The following is a 21,459-nucleotide window of genomic DNA, read 5'->3' as shown; positions in this document are numbered from 1 at the left end:
GGGCTATGGTTTTTTTCTTAACTACCAGCTAAATGAACCTTTTGTACGTCCACCAGCATCATCAATTGCTTCATAGTTGACTGTCATGCTTGGATATTCACTGAATCGTAACTGAGTAGATGCGGCGCCACGGCCCACATACTCGCCATTAAACCACCAGTCGTAACCTATCACGTAACCATCATTGTCTTTACAGTTAGCAGTAATACGGATTGTTCCAGAACGAACAAGTTGATCACTGACACACTCAGGTAATGAATTAGCGTTAACTGTATAATTTTCGATAACCTCAGTTACTTGGCCATATTGACTCGTTGTAACTGCTTTTATCTTATAACTGCCCGGATTTTCAATTTCAAAGCGGAACATTGGACTACGCGATTGTAGCGTTTCTTGTTCAACCCCATTCACGAACCATTTGTAATCTATTATATAGTCCTTTGGATGGCCTCCTGTCATTTGGGCTCTAGTTACAAGGCCTAATGGAGCGCGACTATATCGGTTCGACGGAAAATGGATAAAAGTACCTTTCGTTTCATCTGGCTCAATTACATCAACATATTTACTCAATATACGACTCATCCCACGGCTGTCAGTCACTTTTGCTTTTAGCTCATGAACGCCTGCATCTTTAAGGGTTATCTCACTATAAATTCTAGCTGGTGTTCTTGCTTCTATGCCATCTTCTTGTATCCATTCATAATCATATGTAATACCAGGCATAAATTTACGTTGAACCTCTATCATGCCCGTAATGGTAGCTGGTGCGACCAATATATTACTTCTTACAGCTATATTCATTTCAGGAAAAACATATTTCCACGTTTCTAAATTACGCTGTGTTTCTCTAAATGTTTCAGACTTATATCCTTTTACCCACGCACTTAATTTGAAGTTTAACCGGCCTTGAGCATCTAAGTCGCTCTCTACAGGTGTGTAGTCAAATATGACTTCATCGCTCGTTTCCCCATTTGGTTTAGACCATTGATAAACTATGGGTAAATCAACCCCCCCATTTAGATTTAAAACTTGCGCTTCTACTTTAATAGGAACGCCTAACTCAACGAGATGTGTTGCTTTGATTTGAGCCATAACGGTTCTTGGTCCGACAGGCCTTACGTAAAAACGTGAAAGCGCCCATGCATCATCACCCGCACCAGCAGTAGACGTATGGTATTTAAAACGCCCTAAAATTATTTCTTGCTCGCCGGTTGCTACTAATATTTGCTGTGGAGAGCCATCAATCCACGTAGCACCATTATCACGAGACCATTGAGCTATGCCGTCGTAATCAGTTAACTCTTTTACATAATCAAGCATTTTTAATTTCATATCTTGTCCATCATAAACCTGTGAAGGTCCACTGATTACAAGGCTAGCTTTATCATAACCGCTTATTTTAAGTGCTTGCGTAGTCGTTGACTCATTTGTATTTTTGTTCGTGATTTTTGCTTTAACATAGTAATCACCCGCTTCACCCATAAAAAACGGTATTGCGCTTCTGCCACTATATTCATCCATAGTCTCCCAGTTTTTATTGTCTTTAGATTTAAGCCACACCGCATCATTACCAGCAACCATATCTTCTATTGAATCATAGTCATAGCGAACTAATGTAGTAAACGGCACTTTCCCACGCACTTGATTACTCGCCAGCTCACCACTTACACCTGTGCCTAGCACAATACGCATAAATATCGGTGTAGATGTTAATTTTTTTGTGTATTCCGGGTGAGGCGATTTAACTTCCGCTACTGCATAAAAACCGCTACTTTTTCTAAATATATCCTCAATACTTAAATTGAAAATAACCTGTCCATTTGCTGAATTGGTTTTTACATCTGATATACGTTGTTCTTTCCCTTTATTGTCTTTATATGCGAGGTAAACATCCCATTCACCCATCGATAAAACTTCATAGTCACTTTGCTTTTCTTGCCAGTTCCATGCACCAATATGAGCCGTTACTTTTACATCATCGGTACTTAAAATTACGTCGTTACTTTCCATCGTTAAATTTAAAGCCACTCTGCGTGAAGGTAAAACAATCACTTCACCGTATGTTCCCGCGTTGTGTTGAGGGGATAAGTTGTATGCAGCCTCAACTTTAAATGGGTATCTATCAAATACGTTACGCTTGTTAGCATCATCATCACGTATTACACCTAATAATTCATAAATGGGCTTATGACTACGTTGAGCCATAAATTCACTATTAGAATATTCACCTCGCGTAACGTTTATATTTATTTCGCCGGATACATTTTCCAACGTATATCTAGCTAGAACTGGATTTTCAGGTATGACCCCGTAAACGCTATCGTCTAGCTTGATTATTGGTGACATTTCAAAGGTCATTGTCTCTGCAGGTTTTATATCGTAAGAAAAGGTTTCATGACTTACTCTAACTTCTTGACCATCTGGATTAACGACATAGGCGCTGTATTCTATTTCGTTATCAGATAGTTTATTAATAGAGCCAGTTACTTTAAGAGCCCAACCTTGCCAAATTGTGCTCATCCCATCAGGAAGTGAATCAATTTTAACGTAGCATCCTTTACGGGCTTCTCGTGAGATCTCTCTTGCCAGCTCCTGTGAAGCGACATAGTTACAAAGGTATCTGCTTTGAGATACATACGCAGTACCACGCTGAACATATTGGTATAACTCTGTTGTAGCTGTACTAGATTTGATGTTGAAAAAAGATGGTGCATAGGTCAACTCTTGGTTAAATACACCTATATTTCCTGCTGTATCCTTAGCTTTAATGATAAGGGGATATAATTTACCGGGAGTTAATGTGTCTAAGTCACCAGTAAAAAATTTAACATAAGTTCGTGGATCAGCAGGGTCATCGACTAAGGTTAGGTTTTCGCCGCCAAACGTTGCTTCAATTATCGTATTTTTACTATCCCAGCCCGGATTTGTAACAGCCCCAAAGTCTGTAGCAAAGTAAACACCGTCTATCATTCTCGCTTTATCACGTAGATGACTTAACTGAATTTCTGGTGCTGTTCTTTGCATTACAAAGGTGTCGTGCTTATAATCTTGGCCATTTGTAAATTCGTCACGCAAATCAGCATCAAAGGTAAACGCACCATCTGGTAGAGATTTAAAACTATAGCGGTAAACAATATAATTACCATAGACTTGAATATCGTCTGCTAAAATTTTATTTTCATCATTTAAGTTAATTTTATCGTGAATAAAGAAAAAATGATTTCTATCAATAAACACTGACTGTTCAAACGTTATATCTTCATTAGAAGCAATGTATAAGCTTGAATTAGCTAATTTCCATGTTTCTTCATCTTTTAAATCGGTGAATGGACTGAATAATATTAGTGCAACTTCATCTTCATTTAGTTTTATTTCAGTCCCATCAACATCTTCAACTAGCACTGTGCCGTCCCTTTTGTTGTTTATCGCCACCTTCACTAGTTTAGGTGGCGTGTAATCCCAATCTAGCTTATGGACGAAACTACCTTCATTTAATGACGTAAAATATGGAATTATTGAATCAATTAGCGTATTTAATGGGATCATTCCAGTAATGATAGTTTCTTGTTCACCTAAAGGTCCAATATCGAGTGCGATACGACATTCATTAATACCAATTGGTACATTACAAGTAAGTCCATTTAGTTTTATTACTTGAACAAAGTCTCTAGGTTCTACTTCGAATTGGATGCTCTTAACTTTTGCGTTGCTATCTCTAAGTAAATGCGCAATACCTTTAGTCTGCCTACCGTTGCTATAGCTTAAAGTGGTTTCGAGTAATTTAGGGCTCTCTGGAATGACCACGTTGCTTACTACCGACCCCGAAGACAATACTAAGCTTTGATCACCATCATGGAAAATTGATAGTCTCCATGAGGTTGTATTAGCGCCTACAACGTCAGCATACCCTTTTGCTGTAACACTACTTCCGACTTTTGCTATGCCAATCGGTAGTTTTATCCATTCAAGGTAACACTTAGTTTCACCATTGCTCGCCGTTTTATCAAAGGCATAATCCATGGCTATACCTTTATCTCCAGTAATCGAACAGCCTGTAAAGTTATCGAATGTGGCCGTAAACTCAGTAAGTTCGATTTTATGTAAGACTCTTGACGTATCAATATTTAGTGATGACTTAATCGTTCCATCTGGGGTTTTCGGGTGTATTTCATAAGTGTATTCGCCCAAAGTGTAATTATTTGAGCCTGAATAAGTGCTAATTCGTACTTTTAGGTTTTCATACGATAGGGAGTCCATATATCCACTAAACGAAACTTTACCGCTTTTCGTTACTTCTTTTTTATTTACGGCACTTATAACATGTGTCACTAAACACACAGCTGAATTGTAAGGATCGCTTTTTTTCGCTGCTTCAACATCATGTGTTAATGATTTACAAAACTGACTTACTTCAGACAAAGAAACATCCGAGGTCATCTCTTCGATTACCGCAAATGGTTCAGTCATTACCTCTCGTTTAGTCTCTAGGTTTTTAAATTCGTAGGCAAATACTAAAACGGGGGCATTAGGTGCTGTTGTGCCTATAAGTAGGCTACCCTTTGCATTATTTGAAACATCAGCAGGATAAAAATCAAGATTATATTTTCCACCAGCGTTCGAAAAGTTGTAGCTGTTAGTAATATTTTTAGTGTCACCCGGATTTAAAGTAACACCTTGTATAACTACACTGCCTAAAGCATCACTCCTTAATGTAGCAAAAATAGGATAAGAACCACTAAGTACATTACCATCTTTAACCGTTAACTCTTTTGATTGAATAGGTTTACCACCTGAAGGGCGTAACAGGTTTTGACTAATACTTGGTAAAACAATTGACGAACTACCTTCAATGAGCGATACACGTGGAGGGTCATAATAAAAGCTTTCTTCTACAGTGGTTATATTTTCTTGGACATCAGTAACACTTACTCTAAGTTTATAATTACCTGCTGTATTTTCTGAGGGAAACAGAACTGGATATAGAAGACCATACTTATCTGAGCCCAATGAAGAGCTTGCAAGATATACGTTTTCATTTGCAGGCCCACCTACAAGTTGTATATCACTAAATTTTATATCTGATTGATTATCGTATGCAGTGATTACAACATTATCAAGGCTTGGAATAGTGGAACTATTATTACTAAAGTTGATTTCAACTATTGGTGCTGATTTATCTGAACTAAAAGTTACAGCTAATTCTTTTGATATAGGTCCATGATTTTCTTTTGCGGCAACAACTATATCGTGCGAGCCTTCAGGTAGGTTTTTCAATTCCCACTGGTAAACATAATAGCCCCCATTCGAACTTATTCTTTTTATAGGTACGTCAAATACAGAACCCGCCTTGTCTTCAATCCATACATTACTTAACGTAAGCCTACCAAAATAGCTGCCTTGCCCTTGTTGGTAAATTTCAGCAGTTAGTTTTGTCGAACTTTCATCGTAAGTTGTACTAATTTCTGGGTAGTACGCATCATTCCATTCTACTTCTGCCCACCTTCTTTGCGCGTAAAGTGTTTTTTCAGCGTTATATATATTAATCTCATTATGAATATATCCAGTAGTCCCTTTTTTTAATTCTAATGGAGCTGAAAATGTAATAATACAAGATGATCCACCTGTAGGAACTATACATTTGAACCCTTTAAACTCAACAGTTTGTTCAAACGTTCTGGGGGATACATTTACCTTCAATTTAGGAATCGAAATAGGAAGGCGATCGTTATAAATATAATATTTCCTCCAAGTATCCCAGCCAATATCAGAATAATAGAATTGTGCATCAGCGCCGAATTCTGGAGTTTCAGGAACGCCTGGTTCCAATACCAAATCATACTGTATGCTCCCTCCAGCCCATGACCCGAAATTTACCCATTTAACGTCATTTTGATTAAAGGAATTTATAGGAGATGTGAAAGTAATATATGCATATTTTTCGTCGGAATATATAAGACCGGCGCCACCAAAACGGCTTGAAATTTTTAGACCAGCTTCATTAAAAGAATACCAATTATTCCTATCAAGTCGGTAAATTATCTTGATTGGATTCGTCTTAACACCCATACCTGCAACATAAGGTACATAACCTGTAGTACCCGGTACGATGCTTGTCTTAGAATCAGGATCGTAAACTGCATACGGTTCTGATGGAGCGCCGGCATAGTTATCATAATAAACTGGCTGAGAAACTGTATTAATATTTCCCGCTAAATCATATATATCGACTTTGACATTAAACAGCTCATCCAAATTAGATACAGGAAAAAGATCATGGTAATTATATTGAATAGTTTTAGTGGTTATATTATATCCGAGTGTTGCTGACTTATATTCACTTCCATCTTGTCTAAGGGTTCGAATAGTTATTTTTTGAACACCAATATCATCTTCAATGTCATCTAAAAACACATAATGGTCTGAGCTACCAGCAATACCCATCTTCCAAACATCCGATGTGGTGTCATTTGAATAGCCATGTGAATTAGATCTCAATTTAGGACTACTGGTTGGAGCTAGCGTGTCTATGATAATTTCTTTACTAAAAGTTTCTACTATTTGGTTATCTTTAGTTAGAATCTCTTGAACAACGCTATAACGACCATCCGAAGGAGCTGCAAGTATAACGGTATCACCGTAGTAACTTTTTTCACCAACATTAAATCTATCTGATGCACTTATAATTCCAGTTTCTTTCCATGAAACAGTAGACCCAGCACTGTTAACAATCTTAATTTTTATTTTTCGATCTAAGCCTGCTGAAGAATATACCGCAAGTGTATTCTTAACACTAAGATACTCAGTGGAGCCTGGTGAACCCATTATTGTGTCTGAACCGGTCTGCGAATGCTTAAATGAATATTGAACAATATCTGCATTAGCCGATGTTGCGGATATTAATGCACAGATGCCAAATAGAAACCTACATATTAACTTACTTTCTGATTTCATGATTTTTCCTAAAATCCCCAAATTTACATCATGATATTAAAATTAAACCAACTACCGAAATATTAGAGCACCCCAAAAGGGCACCTCTAAGTTTTGAGTTTTATTCAGTAACAGAGTAAAAAGTAGATCTAGGCGAATTTAGTCAGTAGCGTGCTTTTACAAATTTGATATAAATACATACAAGATAACTAATGTATTTAGGAGTGACCAATGCAAGCAGACCCTTTTCAAAATTCACCAAGGCAGAACTCATTTAACAATGGCTCTAATAGACAGCAAAGTTCTTATAATAACGGGAAAGCGCCTGCCTCTGGCCATGCAACTGAGCAACCTAACAATCCACTACATAGAGCAAGGCCACATTCGCAAGTAAATGGTTATGCTCACAACGACATACAAGCTCAGCAAGGGACAGGTAATGGGCTAACGAATAATCAGCAATATCAAGAACAAGATCCTCAAAATAACAGTGAAAACGAAAGAGATTACACAATGTTCCCCGTTTACTCTAAACGTGCGGCATTGCAATTTAAGTTAAGTGAAACTAGAAAAAGCCAAGGTAGAAATTTTAGCTTTGACACGATTATGATTGAAGGGGCTGTTCGCATTAACCCAAATGACCATAGTGACAAGCGTTACGACTGGAGTAAAAAGCTTAGTGTCCAAATCATGCTTACAGAACTACCTGTTGTTATCGCTGTTTTCCTTGGTATCACGACTAGTTGCCAGTTTATGAACCACGGTCAAAATAAAGACAAAGGGTTTAATTTCGAGCGCCAAGAAGATGGTTTATTTGCTAGCGTATTCCATAAAGGAGGCTCAATGGCTGTCAAAATGGATTGGCCTACAACCTTAAATATTGGGCATTTTATGCTGGCTCAATATACTTCAAATTTCGCTGGCTTAGGGTCGGATATAATTTTGAGAAATATAAATCGTATGTGTCAGGATATGATTGCTTGTAGTAAATTTCCTGTTAAAGCACAACAAAGACAACAATAATTTTAGTGCCGCAAAATGAATAACTATTGCGGCTTAATTCTCCTGTAAAAGGCAGATTTTAGTTTGATTCAATTCAATCATGTATGTTCTCCAAAATCACTTATATCAATTTTAAAAAACGGACAGTTCAATCTTCATCAAGATTCTATATATGGTGGGGTTGGCATTTATGGTTTCATTGAAGGCTATCCTGTATGCCCAAACCAAAGGATAATCGGGCGGGGGCAGAGTTAGTAATAGAATGGGAAGGTGATTTCATAGACCTAGGAACAAAACCACTGCCGATTAGTTTAAATCCTAATTCAATTTACAGGCAGGGTGCTTCTCGTTCAATTATCCCTGCACTACCAAGCTTAACCAGTATTAAAGTAATTGATTTTACAATCCATGATTTCGCTCTACGAAAAATTGGAATGCGCGACCGAGTAAGGTTGCATAGGTTAAAATCAAAACTATCTAAAAATCCTATTCTTGTGAACGTTGCTGCATAAACGCTATTTCGTATTCCTCTAACGACTCTCAACTACTGGCATTAACTTTACAATTAATGCCAACTCAAGCTTTCAAGCTAATTCATGAATTTTAACAGGGCTGGTGGATTGGAGTATTTTTTCTCCCTTAGCTTCAAAATATTCAATTGCAGAAGCTAATCTTCCTAAGTCTATACTTATATTTTTAATTAATGAGTCTGTAGAGCCATGTTGTTTTTTACCGCCACTCAATAACTCTCCAGCTCCACGTATTTCGAGATCTTTTTCAGAGATATAAAAACCATCACTGCTCTGCGTTAATACATTCAATCTAAATTCAGTGGATTCAGAGGGCTTATTAGGTAAAAATAAGTCAAACTTCCCCCAATTACTTCCGCTTTGCGGTTGTGTGCGCGCTAATCGACCCCGTATTTGATGTAGAGTAGTAAGGCCAAAGCGTTCTGCACCATAAACTATACAGTGGCGCAAATCAGGTATGGTTAACCCTACTTGTATTTTTGACGTTGAAACCATTATTGGTATATGTGTCTTAAACTCATTAAGTACAATTTCGCATTCCTCATCATCAAGCGCCGAGTGATATACACGCACTAAGCCGGGAAAGTGTGAATTGAGACTGCTCGCTAACGACTCAGCATCAATCATTTTATTGCTACTCCCTTCGCTATCTCGCTTTGGGCAAACAATTAAGACTTTACACCCATAAGATAAAGTTTCATGGATTGAGCGCATAAGGTCAGAGCCTTGCTCTTTATGTACTATTCGTGTGTATATTTCTTTCGGTAAATGCTGCTGCTTGAGATAAAAAACATTGTCACTGCTGTATTTTGTAAGCGCCAGTGTTCTTGGTATCGGTGTAGCTGACGCTTCAAGATAGTGTGTGGACTTTATTTGGCGTCGCTGCTCTACTGATAATTGCTGTTGCTCATCTATTATGAGGAGTTCAACATCATTAAATTCCTTGAAGAGTAGGGCTGTGGTACCAAATATCAAACGCGCTTCATTAGCGTATGAGTTATTACCTGCGCATATTAACGCGCTTTGAACTTCAGGTATCATCGCGCAAACTTCTTTTCTTAGTTGTTCACACAATGAGACATTAGGGGCGAGGAATATTACTTTGCTGTTAGTCTGTGAAAGTACAACCTGTCTAGCCAACATTGCCATTATAACCGTTTTACCTGTCCCAACATCTCCTATTAGTAGGCCATCAAGCGCAGTAGGCCCATTACACAAACGATCTATGATTTGGCTAGCAACATAGAACTGTTCACCGGTTAGTGTGAACGGTATATATTTGGTAAGTAATTTTTCATCAATTTTGGTGGTTACCTGAAGCGTGGTAGTCGGCACGCATTTTCGTTCTTTTAATATAGCCCCGGCCATTAATGCGGTACTTAGTCGCTTTAACATCTCGATTGATTTATAAAATTCATGTACTAATTTAGGATTGTGAGCTTTATATAATAGGTTATTGACTGACATCGTACCTGCAAACCCTAATTCAACTAATACGCTTTCAACAGATTTGCCAAACAAACGCTCTAACTCTAAGTATATTTGGTCTTTCCCTTTTTTAATTTCGCTTTCACCTATATTGCTCTGTAGTGATCTATTTGCGTCTGCCTTTATTAGCTTACCTTTAATTCCATCGTATACAGGTACAATTTTACCAGCCTTTTCATCATCAATAATTGAGGCTTTATTGATTTGATACTTACCATTTACAAGCTCGATTTCACCCTTGATATGCATTGGTTTATTTTCTTCTTTAACGCGGGAGTTTTCATCACCAAACAATACGAAAGAAGCAGAATCGTCAGAATCTGTTAGGAGGTAACTAGTGTATGGCACACCTCTTTGTGATGTGTGCTCGCCTTTCTTACTCACTAAGCCATAAACTATTATTTCATGGCCTATACACGTTTTGAGATTAGAAAAATTATCAATTACATAGGTGTAATCTTCTACCTTTGATGGCAAATACAAAGCAGGGCACTTGGAATAAATTTCAAATTTTGTCATGTAAATTCTCCTTCCCATTATTAAACCACAATCCAATAACCTAGCTACCGTTCTGCAAAGCTAACTGGGCTTTACTAAGCCAGTATTTACAAAGCGGGTTACTGTAAAAGCTCGAAATCTTCACGCTCGCACTCTGTTTTCTATTTGCAGCCTTTATTGCTTGATATAGGTTCATGCATAAAATTGACAGCGGTGTATCTTCGTGAAGAACTGGTTTCGAGTAACTACTTTTTTGCATTAATTCAGCAAGCTCACTCTCCAAGTTAAGAAAATCTTGAAATTGGATATTCCCTACAACTAATTGGTTGAGTAAATCTTTTGTCTTTTCCATTCGTTTGTTTGTTGATTGTTAATTAGGTTATTTTACCCTGCATATTTATAGCTTCAAAAATTTAGAGGACACCTATTTGCACTCTCTAACTTTTGCGGGCTTCATAAAGTATGGATAACATAGTGTTTTTAATGAAGAGGTCTCAATATGAATAAACGAATCTTACTTGCAGCCGTGTTATCGATATGTATAGCTGGCTGCGACTCTCTATTTTCTGATGAGAAAGAAGCACCTGGTCTAACCTTTGTAAATGTTCACGATAACGACTTTGAAAAACTCAGTGGCCACTGGGTATATAACCCGGCTAAATGTGAGGGAAAAATTAAAATTCATGGGTTATTAGAATATAAATTTTCTAAAAGCGGGCTGTCTGTAGGTGGTGCTCAAATGCCGCTCACAGGTACTTTAATATCGAGACAAATAAGCGCTGATGTTGAAGACTTATTTTCAAATATGAAAACGTGTTCCGGTAACCCAGTAATCTTGGCAAGTGAAGCAAGGCATCTGCAATTTGAAAGCAAAAGCTATAAACTTGCTTTTGTTGTAAGTGGGGAAGATGTTTGGGCTATTGAGGGTAACGGTAAGCCATACTTGCTTGAACGATTTAGCGACGTAGATTTTAAAAGCTCAGAGATTATTGAGCCAACACAAAAAGAGTTGAGCAACATATGAAAGCTTATATAGATAGCGCTTTGAACACTATAAACACTCCTTTATATAGGAATTTATGCCTTCAGATTATCAAAAATCCAACAGGCTCAACAAAAGAAGTAATTGCAATTAAGAAGATGCTACTTAATAGCTATTATTCTTCAGCCATGCGGCCTTTTGAAAATATAGAACTCACTGACGCAGATTATGGTATCAGCATTTTATTATGGTTGGCATTTTCTGATCATCCGAACAAAATAATGCAACAGGAACAGTGCTTATGGTTACAATTTGCCGAAGATGATTTAATTACTTTGACAGTAAAAATGGTTAACTCATTGAGTAAGCAATCTTCAGTCTTAGAATATACTGGTATTTGGAAGTCTTTTATAAAAGATTTAGATAAAACTACTAAGCTAGCTGCCAGTAAACAGTCAGCATAATTCAGTGCTTATTTAATTTCTAGTTTTGAGAACAGTTAGGACTAAAACTGCTGTTACTTGATATAGGGTTAATACCATAAGGTGCGGTGACACTACTTCTAGTAGGGCAGACAATTCATAAGAGATGATATTTTCCCACCTTACTGGGAACGCAAGGGAAGTTACAACGAGCAAACCGAGCGTGATACAAAGGCCCTTTAGCGCTATCTTTATATCCTGCCATGAGGGGATCATGCTTTGCATAACAACCACAGTTGTTAAGCCAATACCTAGATAACTTAGTGCATTTGTATCAGTGCTTTTCTCCTGGTTATATAGAATGAAAAGTATAGCGAAACCAAGAAGCAGGGGGGCGATGCCTACCAACATATTGGTAAGAGCGCCCAAAAGTCCTCTGTGTGGTATGAATTGAACAAACCCCATTTTATTTTTATCTTTGAAGTTTGGTAAAAATTGCGTCTTTGTGACTTTTAAAAGTAGGATTTTTGCAAAAATGTAATGTGCAGCTTCGTGCAAAGGTACGCCAAGTGTAAATATAAGCTTGAGTAACCATGAAGATGAAGTAGACCTAATTTTTAATCTTAGAATAAAATTAACCAAAACAAGAGTTACAAATAAGGTGATAGGGCTCAAATATCACCTATAGTGTTCAAAACTCTTTGTTTAAGTACGTCATCTTCACAGAATGCCAATATAAAAAATGCCCCAAAGAAATCCAAGATTTTTTCATAATCACTAATAGGCATTTCTCCACTTTCTATAAATTCAATCGCTATTGTGGCAAGCGAAAGCCTTTCATTGAAAGAGTCTGCATAAATAGAGAGGCGCCCATTTAAGTATGGATCTATATATTTACTGTCTATCCCCATGTTTTTGCTAAATATTGCTGTCAGCAAGGTTATCATCCAATCTGAATCGTATTCCAACCATGCTTCTATTTCTAATTCAGTTATTTTTTCTATATCATTTTGTGCGGCAGGTAAAGTAGCGGTATTTTCGATTTTTAAGGCATCTATTAAAATAAATGAAAACTTTTCTAAAATCTTTTCTCTAATAGTAATTCCAACATAAATGCCTTGGTTTGTAAGCTCTATTGATTTAATAGGTGTGCTCTCAAGCCATGCTTCTATCCACTGCTGGTGGGGAGCATCTTGCTTATCAAAATCGAATTGCTTTAAAGTGTCAGTATACGCGATGTAGAGACTTGAACTATGAGGTTGTTTTAGTTCTTTTAATAAATAGGTAAACTTTTTTGTAAGCATGCTCAGATAATTTCCATATTTTATTTTGGTTTTTAGGCTCAAAAATCCTTTTACAAGCACTTATAATTGTAATGCATAATTTTACGTATAGGTCGAAATTTAAATCTGTTTCCGAACAAATTAAGCTCAACAAGCCATTGAATTTGTTGATAAATAAAACAATTAATTGCATGAATTATTTTTGAATTTCTATATTATAATTTAATTTTTATACCATATATGGCATATATATTATTTTATTATAACTCAACTTTTTTGGTTTCAGTAATGGATATTACCAAATAAGCTCATTTAGACGGACACTTTGTGCGATATGGGTAAGTTTATTGGTAATAGAATATCTGTAATTGGATGAACTTGAGGCTGGCAATATAATAGTAAAACAATAAAGTTGATTAAAAACAACGCCTTATGTCCAATACTAGGCAGTATCGGACATAAGCCCTTGATTTTCAAGAGTTTTTAACCCCTTGCAGTCTTTATGGCCTCGTGACGTAAGGTTAATATAGAACGCAAAATATCAACGTCGTTTAAAACATCTAATATGTCGCGATTTGAACTTTCTTTAATTTGCTCTTTAAGCCAATAGCTTGCTGCAGGATCACTTATAATTTGATTCTCAATAAATTCTACATCTTCTAAATTAGTTGTTATGTTCATCATTACCATAGTCCTTATTTACCAAATATTTAGTTAATTCATGAAGCTCTTTAAAAAAATCACTCTTATCCAAACCATCAAATTTAACAACATGACGACCGTTTATAATGATGCGTGGAACTGTACTCAGCATACCTCTCGATGACATCAACCTTTGATTTCCAAGAGTGAATTTAGCCACTTCGTTTGTTTTCGGGTTGTTATATAGCGCCCAAATATCTGCTTCATACTTTTCATCCACAACCTTGATTAACTTCTCCACTAACGATGGTGTAATTGTCACTTTCTCTTTGTGTATGGCCACAAATATCAAATCGACTAAAGAATTACCAATCTCTGGATAAAGCTCATCACTAACTGCCATGACTTTAGATAAAGCTAAAAAACCATCAGGACTGGTTTTTGATATAATATCGACACTCACCCTTCTCTTAATCACACCCTTTGGCACAGAACGGTAAATCTCATCTTGAAACGTGTTCAAATTTTCACAAGCCGGGCAAAAGAAACTCAGATATTCAATAAATGTAGGCTTACCTGTTAATTTTGATGATGCATATGTATCGTAGTGCAGCCCTTCTTTGAAATCTGTCGCATTGGCTGGGTTAGCTGTCATTGCAGTTAATAATAAAACCCCTGCCGTTATGATCACTTTAAACATCATTTCTCCTCGTTATAGTTTATGTCTATGAAATCAATTATCCGTGTTCAGTTAGCTAATCTCAAAAGATAGAGATACCCAAAATCCCCTTTCTAAATAATTTTATTCCAAGTGGTAGCCTAAAAATCGAATATTGATATTGTTCATATAAATTAAGGGGGAATTTATGCATAAAATATTTTTCGATGGGGCATGTAATCCTAATCCTGGTCCAACCGGATGTGGTGCAGTTATATTTGATGGGCAAAACAATGTGGTCGCCGAGGTTTCAATATTTAATGGGCACGGTACTAACAACCAAGCGGAATACAGTGCGCTTATATATGCTTTAGAGAAAGCAATTGAGCTTGGCATTCGTAAAGCCACAGTCTATGGCGATTCAAAGTTAGTGATTAATCAGCTAAATGGAGTATGGAATTGTAATGACACTGCCCTACGCGTCCTAAATAAGCGGGCTATGAAGCTATGTTATGAGTTAGAGTTTATTGAATTATGTTGGATCAAGAGAATTAACAATAGTCATGCCGACAAGCTTAGTCAGGATGCATTAGAGGGAACTGGCCTTGCAGATAATCAAGTTAATACTAAAAGAGAGCAGCTTGATAGTGTTATTGATAGCAACAAAGGCAATAATAACCCGTCCAACGTCGTAGATATAAATGAACAGCGATTAAATGAAATAACTGCGGTTCATTACTACAAGGGAGTTGGATTTAGCGTTATACAACACTCTAAATTATATGCTATCAATTTAAATCCCCTTTCGTGTTCATGCGCGAATTTAAAATGTGAACATATAAATGCCGCTATTGCATATTCCCAAACGCAACAAATTCATAAAAGTGTATAAACCCATTCGGTAGCGTGAATTTTCGTTCTTTGTATTGTGTTCTTATTGAAACAAATCAAAGGCACAAAAAATGGGTATAGCTAAACTTATTGAAGAAGTAAGAGAATTTGGTGATTTTGAATTTTATCCAACATTAGATTCAGATATTGCATTAATAAAAAAACACATCGACTTGTTAGGCTACGACAAGCCCTATTCTGTGCTAGATATTGGTGTTGGTGATGGTCGTGTGCTTAATGCAATCGCACATGAATACGGTGAAAAGTATGCAATTGAAAAATCATTGCCTCTAATTCGAGCTTTACCCGCTGATATTATGATTGTTGGCACTGATTTCATGGCTCAGACGCTTATAGATATTGAAACATCTGTTATATTTTGCAACCCACCATTTACCCAGTATTCTGAGTTTGCCTCAAAAATTATTGCGGAATCTCTAGCACCGGACGTATATTTAATTTTGCCTACGCGCTGGAGTAATAACCAAGCTATAAAAGACGCATTAGCTCGCCGTAAAGCAACTTTCACTGTAATAGGCAACTCTGACTATCGTTCTGCAGATCGGCCAGCACGATGCACCGTAGACGTTATCCATATAAGCTTATCTAAATCTGCTTCGAGAAGATGGGATAGAGCCACCGTTGATGTAGACCCTTTTGCAGCGTGGTTTTCTGATAACTTCGATATAGATGCACAAGGTAGTGCTGCAAGAAAAGCAGACTCGCTCCATCAGAAAGTGCAACCTGATAAATTTGAAATAATAGCTGGTGGCGACCTAATAAGCACATTGGTAAGCCACTATGATGCCAGTTTAGAAAAGCTTATTAACACTTATAAAGGCTTAGAACATGTAGATGGAAGCATTTTAGATGAGCTTAACGTTTCGATCGATTCTATTTATGCTGCTATTAAACTTCGTATTAAATCTTTAAAAAACAAATACTGGAAAGAGCTATTTAATCGCTTTACTCCAATAACTGATAAGTTATGTACAAGCACTCGAGAAGAGATGCAAACCTTGTTGATGAAGAATGTTAACGTTGACTTCACGAAAGAAAATGCTTATGCCATAGCTGAATGGGCAGTAAAAAACGTGAATAAATACATAGACTCACAATTAATATCTGTTTATGAGAGTTTAATTGGCGAGTCTAACATTACTTTGTATAAATCAAATCAACGAACATTTGGGCGCTCTGAATGGCTTTATAATAGAAAACCATCCGGGTTAGATAGATTTGCATTGGACTATCGAATAATTACAAGTAATTATGGCAATTTTGGCGGCTATTCATTTGATAGAATAAATGGGCTTTCAAAAAGTTCTGCAAACAAAATAGATGATCTAATTACTATTGCACACAACTTGGGCTTTGATACGCTAGGACAAGAGCGAGCAAGTACCGTTGAAGAGTGGGAACCAGGTAAGCTTAGAACATTCCATTACTTCGATCACACTGCTCAAAAGAAAGTTGTATTATTCACTGCTCGGGCATATCAAAACGGTAATATACACCGCAAAATTAATCAGGGCTTTATAGCGCGCCTTAATGTCGAATTTGGTAGGTTACGAGGATGGATAAATACCCCAGAACAAGCGGCCGAAGAAATAGATGGTGTTGATATTGATTGTGCAAAGCAGGCTTTTCACAGTAATCTAAAAATAAACGTGGGTACTCAGTTTTTAAAATTAAACTAACGTAATTGAGATTGAAGGTGCTTAACTAAATAAGTCTTAACTTAATCTGTCAGATTTAATTAACGGAACTTAATCAAATCTGACAGTCGCATATGTGCCAATTGCGGACGGTCAGGAGAATAATGCCAAGATGAAGTCAAGATTTGCCCCCTCTGGCCTATAACGCCACCTTAAGCGCAAAATTATAGCTGGCTAAAATCGAGAGCAAAGCGAACACCGCCAGCTATAATTTGTCCGTTTCAAGGTCTTGTTATAGCGCTTTGCTTAACAAATCTAATTCGTGGTTTATTTGATTGAAATATATATCTTTGTTTGTGAAAATAGATTTCATTCCTGATAGATATGAAGATACCTGATCCGGGTTATTTAACGCTAGGTAAATAATCTCTATATCTGACATATCTGAGTTATTCACATGTCTTTCGGTTACAGTTAACGATCTGAGTAATGTTATATGTGATTTGAAATTTTCAATTTCACACGCATTGTTTAACATATCCCTCGCTGAATCAATTCCCAAAGCTATTTCATAACTAGACTCAAAATGCCTTAACGAATTTTCAAGCTCAAACACTTTATTGAGAGATTGTTCAAATAATAGTTTTTGAGCATTGATTCCATAAATTTTAGACATATTAAAATGGCCATTTACATCACTAACTTGTCTTTGTAAAAGTAGTAAATCTGTATACACGAAAGCCAACTTACTTTTGTTCTTCCATATACCAATAGCATAAAGCGCAAGGAGAAAACCTCCAATTGTAGCTAAATTAGCTAAAGATGATAAAACAACATTCAATGATAACCTTTGGAAAATTAGCGCTAAGTACACTCCTGAAAGTACCAAACCGAAAATGCAAACTGTATAAACAAACTTATCGTTAAACATATTTCTCCATGCGCTATAAAGCCGTTTTAAAAACCCTTGTTAGGTAAATTAAACATAAGAGTAAATCATTGGATTATTTAAAGTATATTGAAATAACAGCTATAAGTGTAGCAATTGCGCTCCATATAATAGCTCTCCGAGCTAACTTATTAGCTTCGCGTGAATTAGATAAAGCATCACGTGCGATTGAATTAGCATCCTCAGAAGTTAATAAGGCTTTGCGAGAAATTGATAAGCTTTCTTTCTCGCGATCTTCTCGGCTTACTTCGCGAATTTCTGATTTGGACTTCATCCACTCTAACGCAATAGAGTGTTTAACTCCTTTGGAAAATGAGCCACTCTCTAAAGATACTTTAACCGCAGGGACACCAAGTAAATCGAACTCAGAAAAACATAGCTCTTTAAAGTCTGATATTGCAACAGATTCAGCGGAAACATCTTTAGGATAAATAGCACCTCGATCTATTTTTCGCTTTCCGCTGCTACTGGATTTAAATCCAATCCAAAAATCGATAGGGATTTCATTCTCACCATTTTCAATAGTGAGAGTTACCTCATTAATATTACATACAGTTGATTCTCCGGCGTAAATTATGTTAACTGTACTCACGATTCACCTAACAGCCTATTGAACACCTTTTTGGTGTTTATAACACACAAAAACGGCGGTTAATAATGTTATCGGACAAAATTAGGATCCAATTCATCAAAACAGGAGTAAATTTAACTTTTACAATGTCCGGTTATCGCTCTTAGCCGAAGTTGGGCTCAGTGCCATGAGCGGACAGTGATAACGCCGCAAGGAACTGCAGCGTACTTGCGCTGTTTTTTAGCAAATAAGGCAACAGTGTTAGTCGTCCGATTGACTTGCTAGTTGCTAATTTGGTGATGTATTCACCTGCAGACTTATAACTAATTCCAGTTGTATTATATAAACCATATACTGCACCATACCCACTAAAGAATTCACCAATATCAGATAAGGGTCCACCTTTATAACCATGTATTTTTAAATAGTCTGTACACGCATCTGACCACCTTTCAATCCATGTAGATGGAAAACCATAACCATCTTCATCCGATACAATTCCGAATTCATTTAAGTGATCAACTACTTTCTTAACCAACTCAATGTCCCAATTAGTTAAATGATCTAAAGTACTCATAATATTCCTTGTAAGCTAACAGCTTATAAAACAACAAAACGGCGTATATTACATACCATGATAATTTCACCAATAATTACCTTTGTAAACAAGTAATTAAAACAGCTAGAAATTAAGCATGTTATTTTGCCCCAAAACGGCGTTTAATAATGTTATTGGACAAAATTAGATTTCTACTCAAAACACAGGAATAAATTTAACTTTTTCAGTGTCAGGTTATCGCTCATATCTGTCAGATGAATCTAAACCTATTAGTCAAAACTGTAAGATCTGATATGAGCTACTTCACCCAAACTCACCTTTTTTAACAGGTTTAATGGTTCTTCATTGAATTGACAATAAAAAAGCCGGCAACAGGGGCCAGCTTTATCTATTTCAAACATAATCATGTATCTATCACCGTTGTACTTCATTAGGATTTAAAAGTTGACTCTAACGCTGTCGTAACGAGCATTATTTAAGTGCCTGTGCTTTCAGAGTCTTTTAGCAATATAGCCTCTGCCATCTCAACAATTTCTGCTCGTGAATGTAAACTTGGTTTTATTCCTGCATTTTGAAGCACTTGTTTTTCATCGCTCAGTTCTTTCGTTCGTAACGTTTGCCCTAGAGCTTGCAATATTTCACCATCTGCCACGGTTAAGCCTCCAAAGCGCAAATCTTCATCTACAATTAAATTCCCTAAGCTATGGACTAACTCACCAACAGCACATGATAGTTTTTGCTCATCTGTAAACATTTAAAATTCCTTCTAAGCTCAATTTTTAACAGGTATTTATGCTGCGCTTTTTTTTGCCGGCTGCTTGCTAAGCAATAACCCCCAGTCTGACGATATTAATTCTTTAATATGTGGGTTTAAACTTTCATCATACTTAGTAAACGCAAGCGTTCTCTCCTCTTCTTCTACAACTTTTTCAACATACTTTCTGCGCTTAATTCTAATTGATGCTGTACATAGGTTACTTGCAAACTCCTTATTGTATCGTCTCGTTAACTCATCGGCAGTGCAATTTGTATTGCCCAGAAAAAAGGTTTTAAGGGTATCTTCACTTATCCCCGCTGGCTTCGGACGTTTTATATTGTTGCGAAATAGCGTGTTCTTTATAGCTAAATCTGATTTGTAAGTTTTAAATGTTGAATTGAAAAGCTTAGTAAGCTCTGCCAAAGAATATTTATTCACATTCAAACTTAAAAACTCGACCTGATCATCTGAATATTTAGAATTTGTAGGTTTTTTCACAATAATTACCTTTTAGGAAACAACAGAGCACTAATTTATACTAAATGTATATTCAGGCTACTAAGCTGGGGTGGTAAAAATAAGGCGCGGCCTTATGCTTCGCCTTATTTCTTTTATAAACATTTAATGCTTTGATGTAGTGTCCATATCTTTTGTGCATACAAGCTCTTTAATCATTTTCCGAGCACTCTGCAAATCAGTCATGTAAGAGTGTATTGCACCAAGCAAATGCTCTGTAGTGACACCTTCTAAAATCAAAGGGAAACAAAAGCAAAGCTGATTTTCATTGTTAATGAATACTTTTAGAAGTTTGAAACGTAGGTTGAATTCAGAAAGTAGCTGATAATCAAAGAATGAAAAATTCTTTACTCTGCTTTCAAAATAAAGGCTGCTAACGGTTTCTTCGCCTCTCCAACTGGAGACAGACTCAAGGGGTCTAACGATTAAATCGAAATAGTCTAATTTATACAAAATTCTATTTTTTTCATAAATAGCATCCTCAAGAACAACCTCTTCGATTAATTGAGTAACATCAAACATTGTAACGTTCTCAATTATTTCGCCGGGCTGGTAGTGCCCAGAAGACATTATTTGGCACAGGTCTTCATTAAGATCTGTACCGAATGGATTATTATTTTTTTCAAAAGATTTTTTATTCATAAAAACACCCATAGAAAACATGCAACTAAGAAAACAGTGACTAATATTGGCTCACCAATAGTGTTAGTTTTAGTTACTAATAAAAATTTAAAACGCTTTTTCGTTATCGGATAACAGAGAGGTATCCCGCTGTCAGTAAGGTAATCACCGACCAAATGCATTGCATAGCCGAAGCAAAGCCATAGCAGCCAGTACGGAGCAGATTGCCCATATACAAACAGAATAACGGCCAAGGGGATTATGCTATGTGTTAGTCCTCGATGGCCGAAAACAAAACTTATTGGCTTAGATATAAATCTAAAACGCTGACCGATGAACGAACCTGGATGATCTAGATCTGGCAGCGAAGCGCCGATTAAGGTTAATGCACCACCCAGTATTAATTGTGAGTTAATTTGTTCAAATTTATCACTTAAAAAGTCTAAAGCTACGAGATAGCCACCAGCTGCTATTGCAAGGTGGCTTTTAAACATCATTGTCT

Annotated in this window: 19 protein-coding genes; 6 read left to right on the top strand and 13 right to left on the bottom strand. The window is 36.6% G+C overall.

Annotated elements, in window-relative coordinates; all coding sequences use genetic code 11:
• Positions 1-21: 21 nt before the first annotated feature.
• The gene (locus I6E85_RS11590; protein WP_024590296.1) at positions 22-6,951 is read right to left on the bottom strand and encodes an Ig-like domain-containing protein; all 6,930 of its coding nucleotides are present in this window, start codon (positions 6,949-6,951) and stop codon (positions 22-24) included.
• A 210-nt stretch (positions 6,952-7,161) separates the two neighbouring features.
• Between I6E85_RS11590 and I6E85_RS11585 the strand changes: the two genes are divergently transcribed.
• Together I6E85_RS11585 and I6E85_RS11580 are read left to right on the top strand one after the other, a co-directional pair.
• Positions 7,162-7,953 carry a hypothetical protein gene (locus tag I6E85_RS11585; protein ID WP_024590295.1) on the top strand — a complete coding sequence of 264 codons (792 nt, stop codon included), beginning with the start codon at positions 7,162-7,164 and terminating at the stop codon, positions 7,951-7,953.
• A gap of 194 nt (positions 7,954-8,147) precedes the next feature.
• Positions 8,148-8,444 (top strand): hypothetical protein, encoded by a 297-nt coding sequence (locus I6E85_RS11580; protein ID WP_024590294.1) that lies wholly within the window; start codon positions 8,148-8,150, stop codon positions 8,442-8,444.
• A gap of 72 nt (positions 8,445-8,516) precedes the next feature.
• Here I6E85_RS11580 and I6E85_RS11575 read toward each other — a convergent pair whose 3' ends face one another.
• Positions 8,517-10,469, bottom strand: a complete 1,953-nt coding sequence (locus I6E85_RS11575; protein ID WP_024590293.1) for a helicase-related protein — start codon at positions 10,467-10,469, stop codon at positions 8,517-8,519.
• Positions 10,470-10,947: 478 nt separating this feature from the next.
• Between I6E85_RS11575 and I6E85_RS11570 the strand changes: the two genes are divergently transcribed.
• Both I6E85_RS11570 and I6E85_RS11565 read left to right on the top strand, forming a co-directional pair.
• Positions 10,948-11,472, top strand: a complete 525-nt coding sequence (locus I6E85_RS11570; RefSeq protein ID WP_024590291.1) for a hypothetical protein — start codon at positions 10,948-10,950, stop codon at positions 11,470-11,472.
• Positions 11,469-11,894 (top strand): hypothetical protein, encoded by a 426-nt coding sequence (locus I6E85_RS11565; RefSeq protein ID WP_024590290.1) that lies wholly within the window; start codon positions 11,469-11,471, stop codon positions 11,892-11,894. Before I6E85_RS11570 ends, I6E85_RS11565 begins: the two co-directional genes overlap by 4 nt.
• Positions 11,895-11,906: 12 nt before the next feature.
• Here the strand turns inward: I6E85_RS11565 and I6E85_RS11560 are convergent, their stop codons facing one another.
• The 4 genes from I6E85_RS11560 to I6E85_RS11545 all read right to left on the bottom strand — a co-directional run bounded on the left by I6E85_RS11560 (position 11,907) and on the right by I6E85_RS11545 (position 14,477).
• Positions 11,907-12,527 carry a hypothetical protein gene (locus I6E85_RS11560; protein WP_024590289.1) on the bottom strand — a complete coding sequence of 207 codons (621 nt, stop codon included), beginning with the start codon at positions 12,525-12,527 and terminating at the stop codon, positions 11,907-11,909.
• Positions 12,524-13,156, bottom strand: a complete 633-nt coding sequence (locus tag I6E85_RS11555) for a hypothetical protein (RefSeq protein ID WP_024590288.1) — start codon at positions 13,154-13,156, stop codon at positions 12,524-12,526. The genes I6E85_RS11560 and I6E85_RS11555 overlap by 4 nt, the downstream gene beginning before the upstream one ends.
• A 462-nt stretch (positions 13,157-13,618) precedes the next feature.
• Positions 13,619-13,819 carry a hypothetical protein gene (locus tag I6E85_RS11550; protein ID WP_024590287.1) on the bottom strand — a complete coding sequence of 67 codons (201 nt, stop codon included), beginning with the start codon at positions 13,817-13,819 and terminating at the stop codon, positions 13,619-13,621.
• Entirely contained in the window at positions 13,800-14,477 is a 678-nt protein-coding gene (locus tag I6E85_RS11545; RefSeq protein WP_121954243.1) for a hypothetical protein, read from the bottom strand. The genes I6E85_RS11550 and I6E85_RS11545 overlap by 20 nt, the downstream gene beginning before the upstream one ends.
• A gap of 166 nt (positions 14,478-14,643) precedes the next feature.
• Here I6E85_RS11545 and I6E85_RS11540 point away from each other — a divergent pair, with 166 nt between their 5' ends.
• Both I6E85_RS11540 and I6E85_RS11535 read left to right on the top strand, forming a co-directional pair.
• The gene (locus tag I6E85_RS11540; protein ID WP_024590285.1) at positions 14,644-15,327 is read left to right on the top strand and encodes a ribonuclease HI family protein; all 684 of its coding nucleotides are present in this window, start codon (positions 14,644-14,646) and stop codon (positions 15,325-15,327) included.
• Between the two features lie 70 nt (positions 15,328-15,397).
• Positions 15,398-17,026, top strand: a complete 1,629-nt coding sequence (locus I6E85_RS11535; protein ID WP_024590284.1) for a DUF4942 domain-containing protein — start codon at positions 15,398-15,400, stop codon at positions 17,024-17,026.
• A 250-nt stretch (positions 17,027-17,276) separates the two neighbouring features.
• On the opposite strand, the gene I6E85_RS11530 is transcribed toward I6E85_RS11535, so the two are convergent.
• The 7 genes from I6E85_RS11530 to I6E85_RS11500 all read right to left on the bottom strand — a co-directional run bounded on the left by I6E85_RS11530 (position 17,277) and on the right by I6E85_RS11500 (position 21,454).
• Complete coding sequence (locus I6E85_RS11530) at positions 17,277-17,915, bottom strand: hypothetical protein (protein ID WP_024590283.1); 639 nt, start codon at positions 17,913-17,915, stop codon at positions 17,277-17,279.
• A gap of 73 nt (positions 17,916-17,988) precedes the next feature.
• Positions 17,989-18,525: a hypothetical protein gene (locus tag I6E85_RS11525; protein ID WP_024590282.1), complete on the bottom strand. Its 537-nt coding sequence runs from the start codon at positions 18,523-18,525 to the stop codon at positions 17,989-17,991.
• A gap of 142 nt (positions 18,526-18,667) precedes the next feature.
• On the bottom strand, positions 18,668-19,081 hold the full coding sequence (locus I6E85_RS11520) for a hypothetical protein (RefSeq protein ID WP_024591271.1): 414 nt from the start codon (positions 19,079-19,081) through the stop codon (positions 18,668-18,670).
• 457 nt (positions 19,082-19,538) lie between these two features.
• Positions 19,539-19,817, bottom strand: a complete 279-nt coding sequence (locus I6E85_RS11515; RefSeq protein ID WP_024591270.1) for a hypothetical protein — start codon at positions 19,815-19,817, stop codon at positions 19,539-19,541.
• A gap of 36 nt (positions 19,818-19,853) precedes the next feature.
• Complete coding sequence (locus tag I6E85_RS11510; RefSeq protein WP_024591269.1) at positions 19,854-20,318, bottom strand: hypothetical protein; 465 nt, start codon at positions 20,316-20,318, stop codon at positions 19,854-19,856.
• Between the two features lie 123 nt (positions 20,319-20,441).
• Positions 20,442-20,978 (bottom strand): hypothetical protein, encoded by a 537-nt coding sequence (locus I6E85_RS11505; RefSeq protein ID WP_024591268.1) that lies wholly within the window; start codon positions 20,976-20,978, stop codon positions 20,442-20,444.
• Entirely contained in the window at positions 20,975-21,454 is a 480-nt protein-coding gene (locus tag I6E85_RS11500; protein ID WP_024591267.1) for a metal-dependent hydrolase, read from the bottom strand. Before I6E85_RS11500 ends, I6E85_RS11505 begins: the two co-directional genes overlap by 4 nt.
• Between the last annotated feature and the right edge of the window lie 5 nt (positions 21,455-21,459).

This window comes from Pseudoalteromonas sp. NZS71 (genome assembly GCF_015864715.1).
In the GTDB taxonomy this organism is placed as follows: domain Bacteria; phylum Pseudomonadota; class Gammaproteobacteria; order Enterobacterales; family Alteromonadaceae; genus Pseudoalteromonas; species Pseudoalteromonas arctica.
Note: the sequence above shows the minus strand (reverse complement) of the source record. Positions and strands in the feature narration are given on the sequence as shown.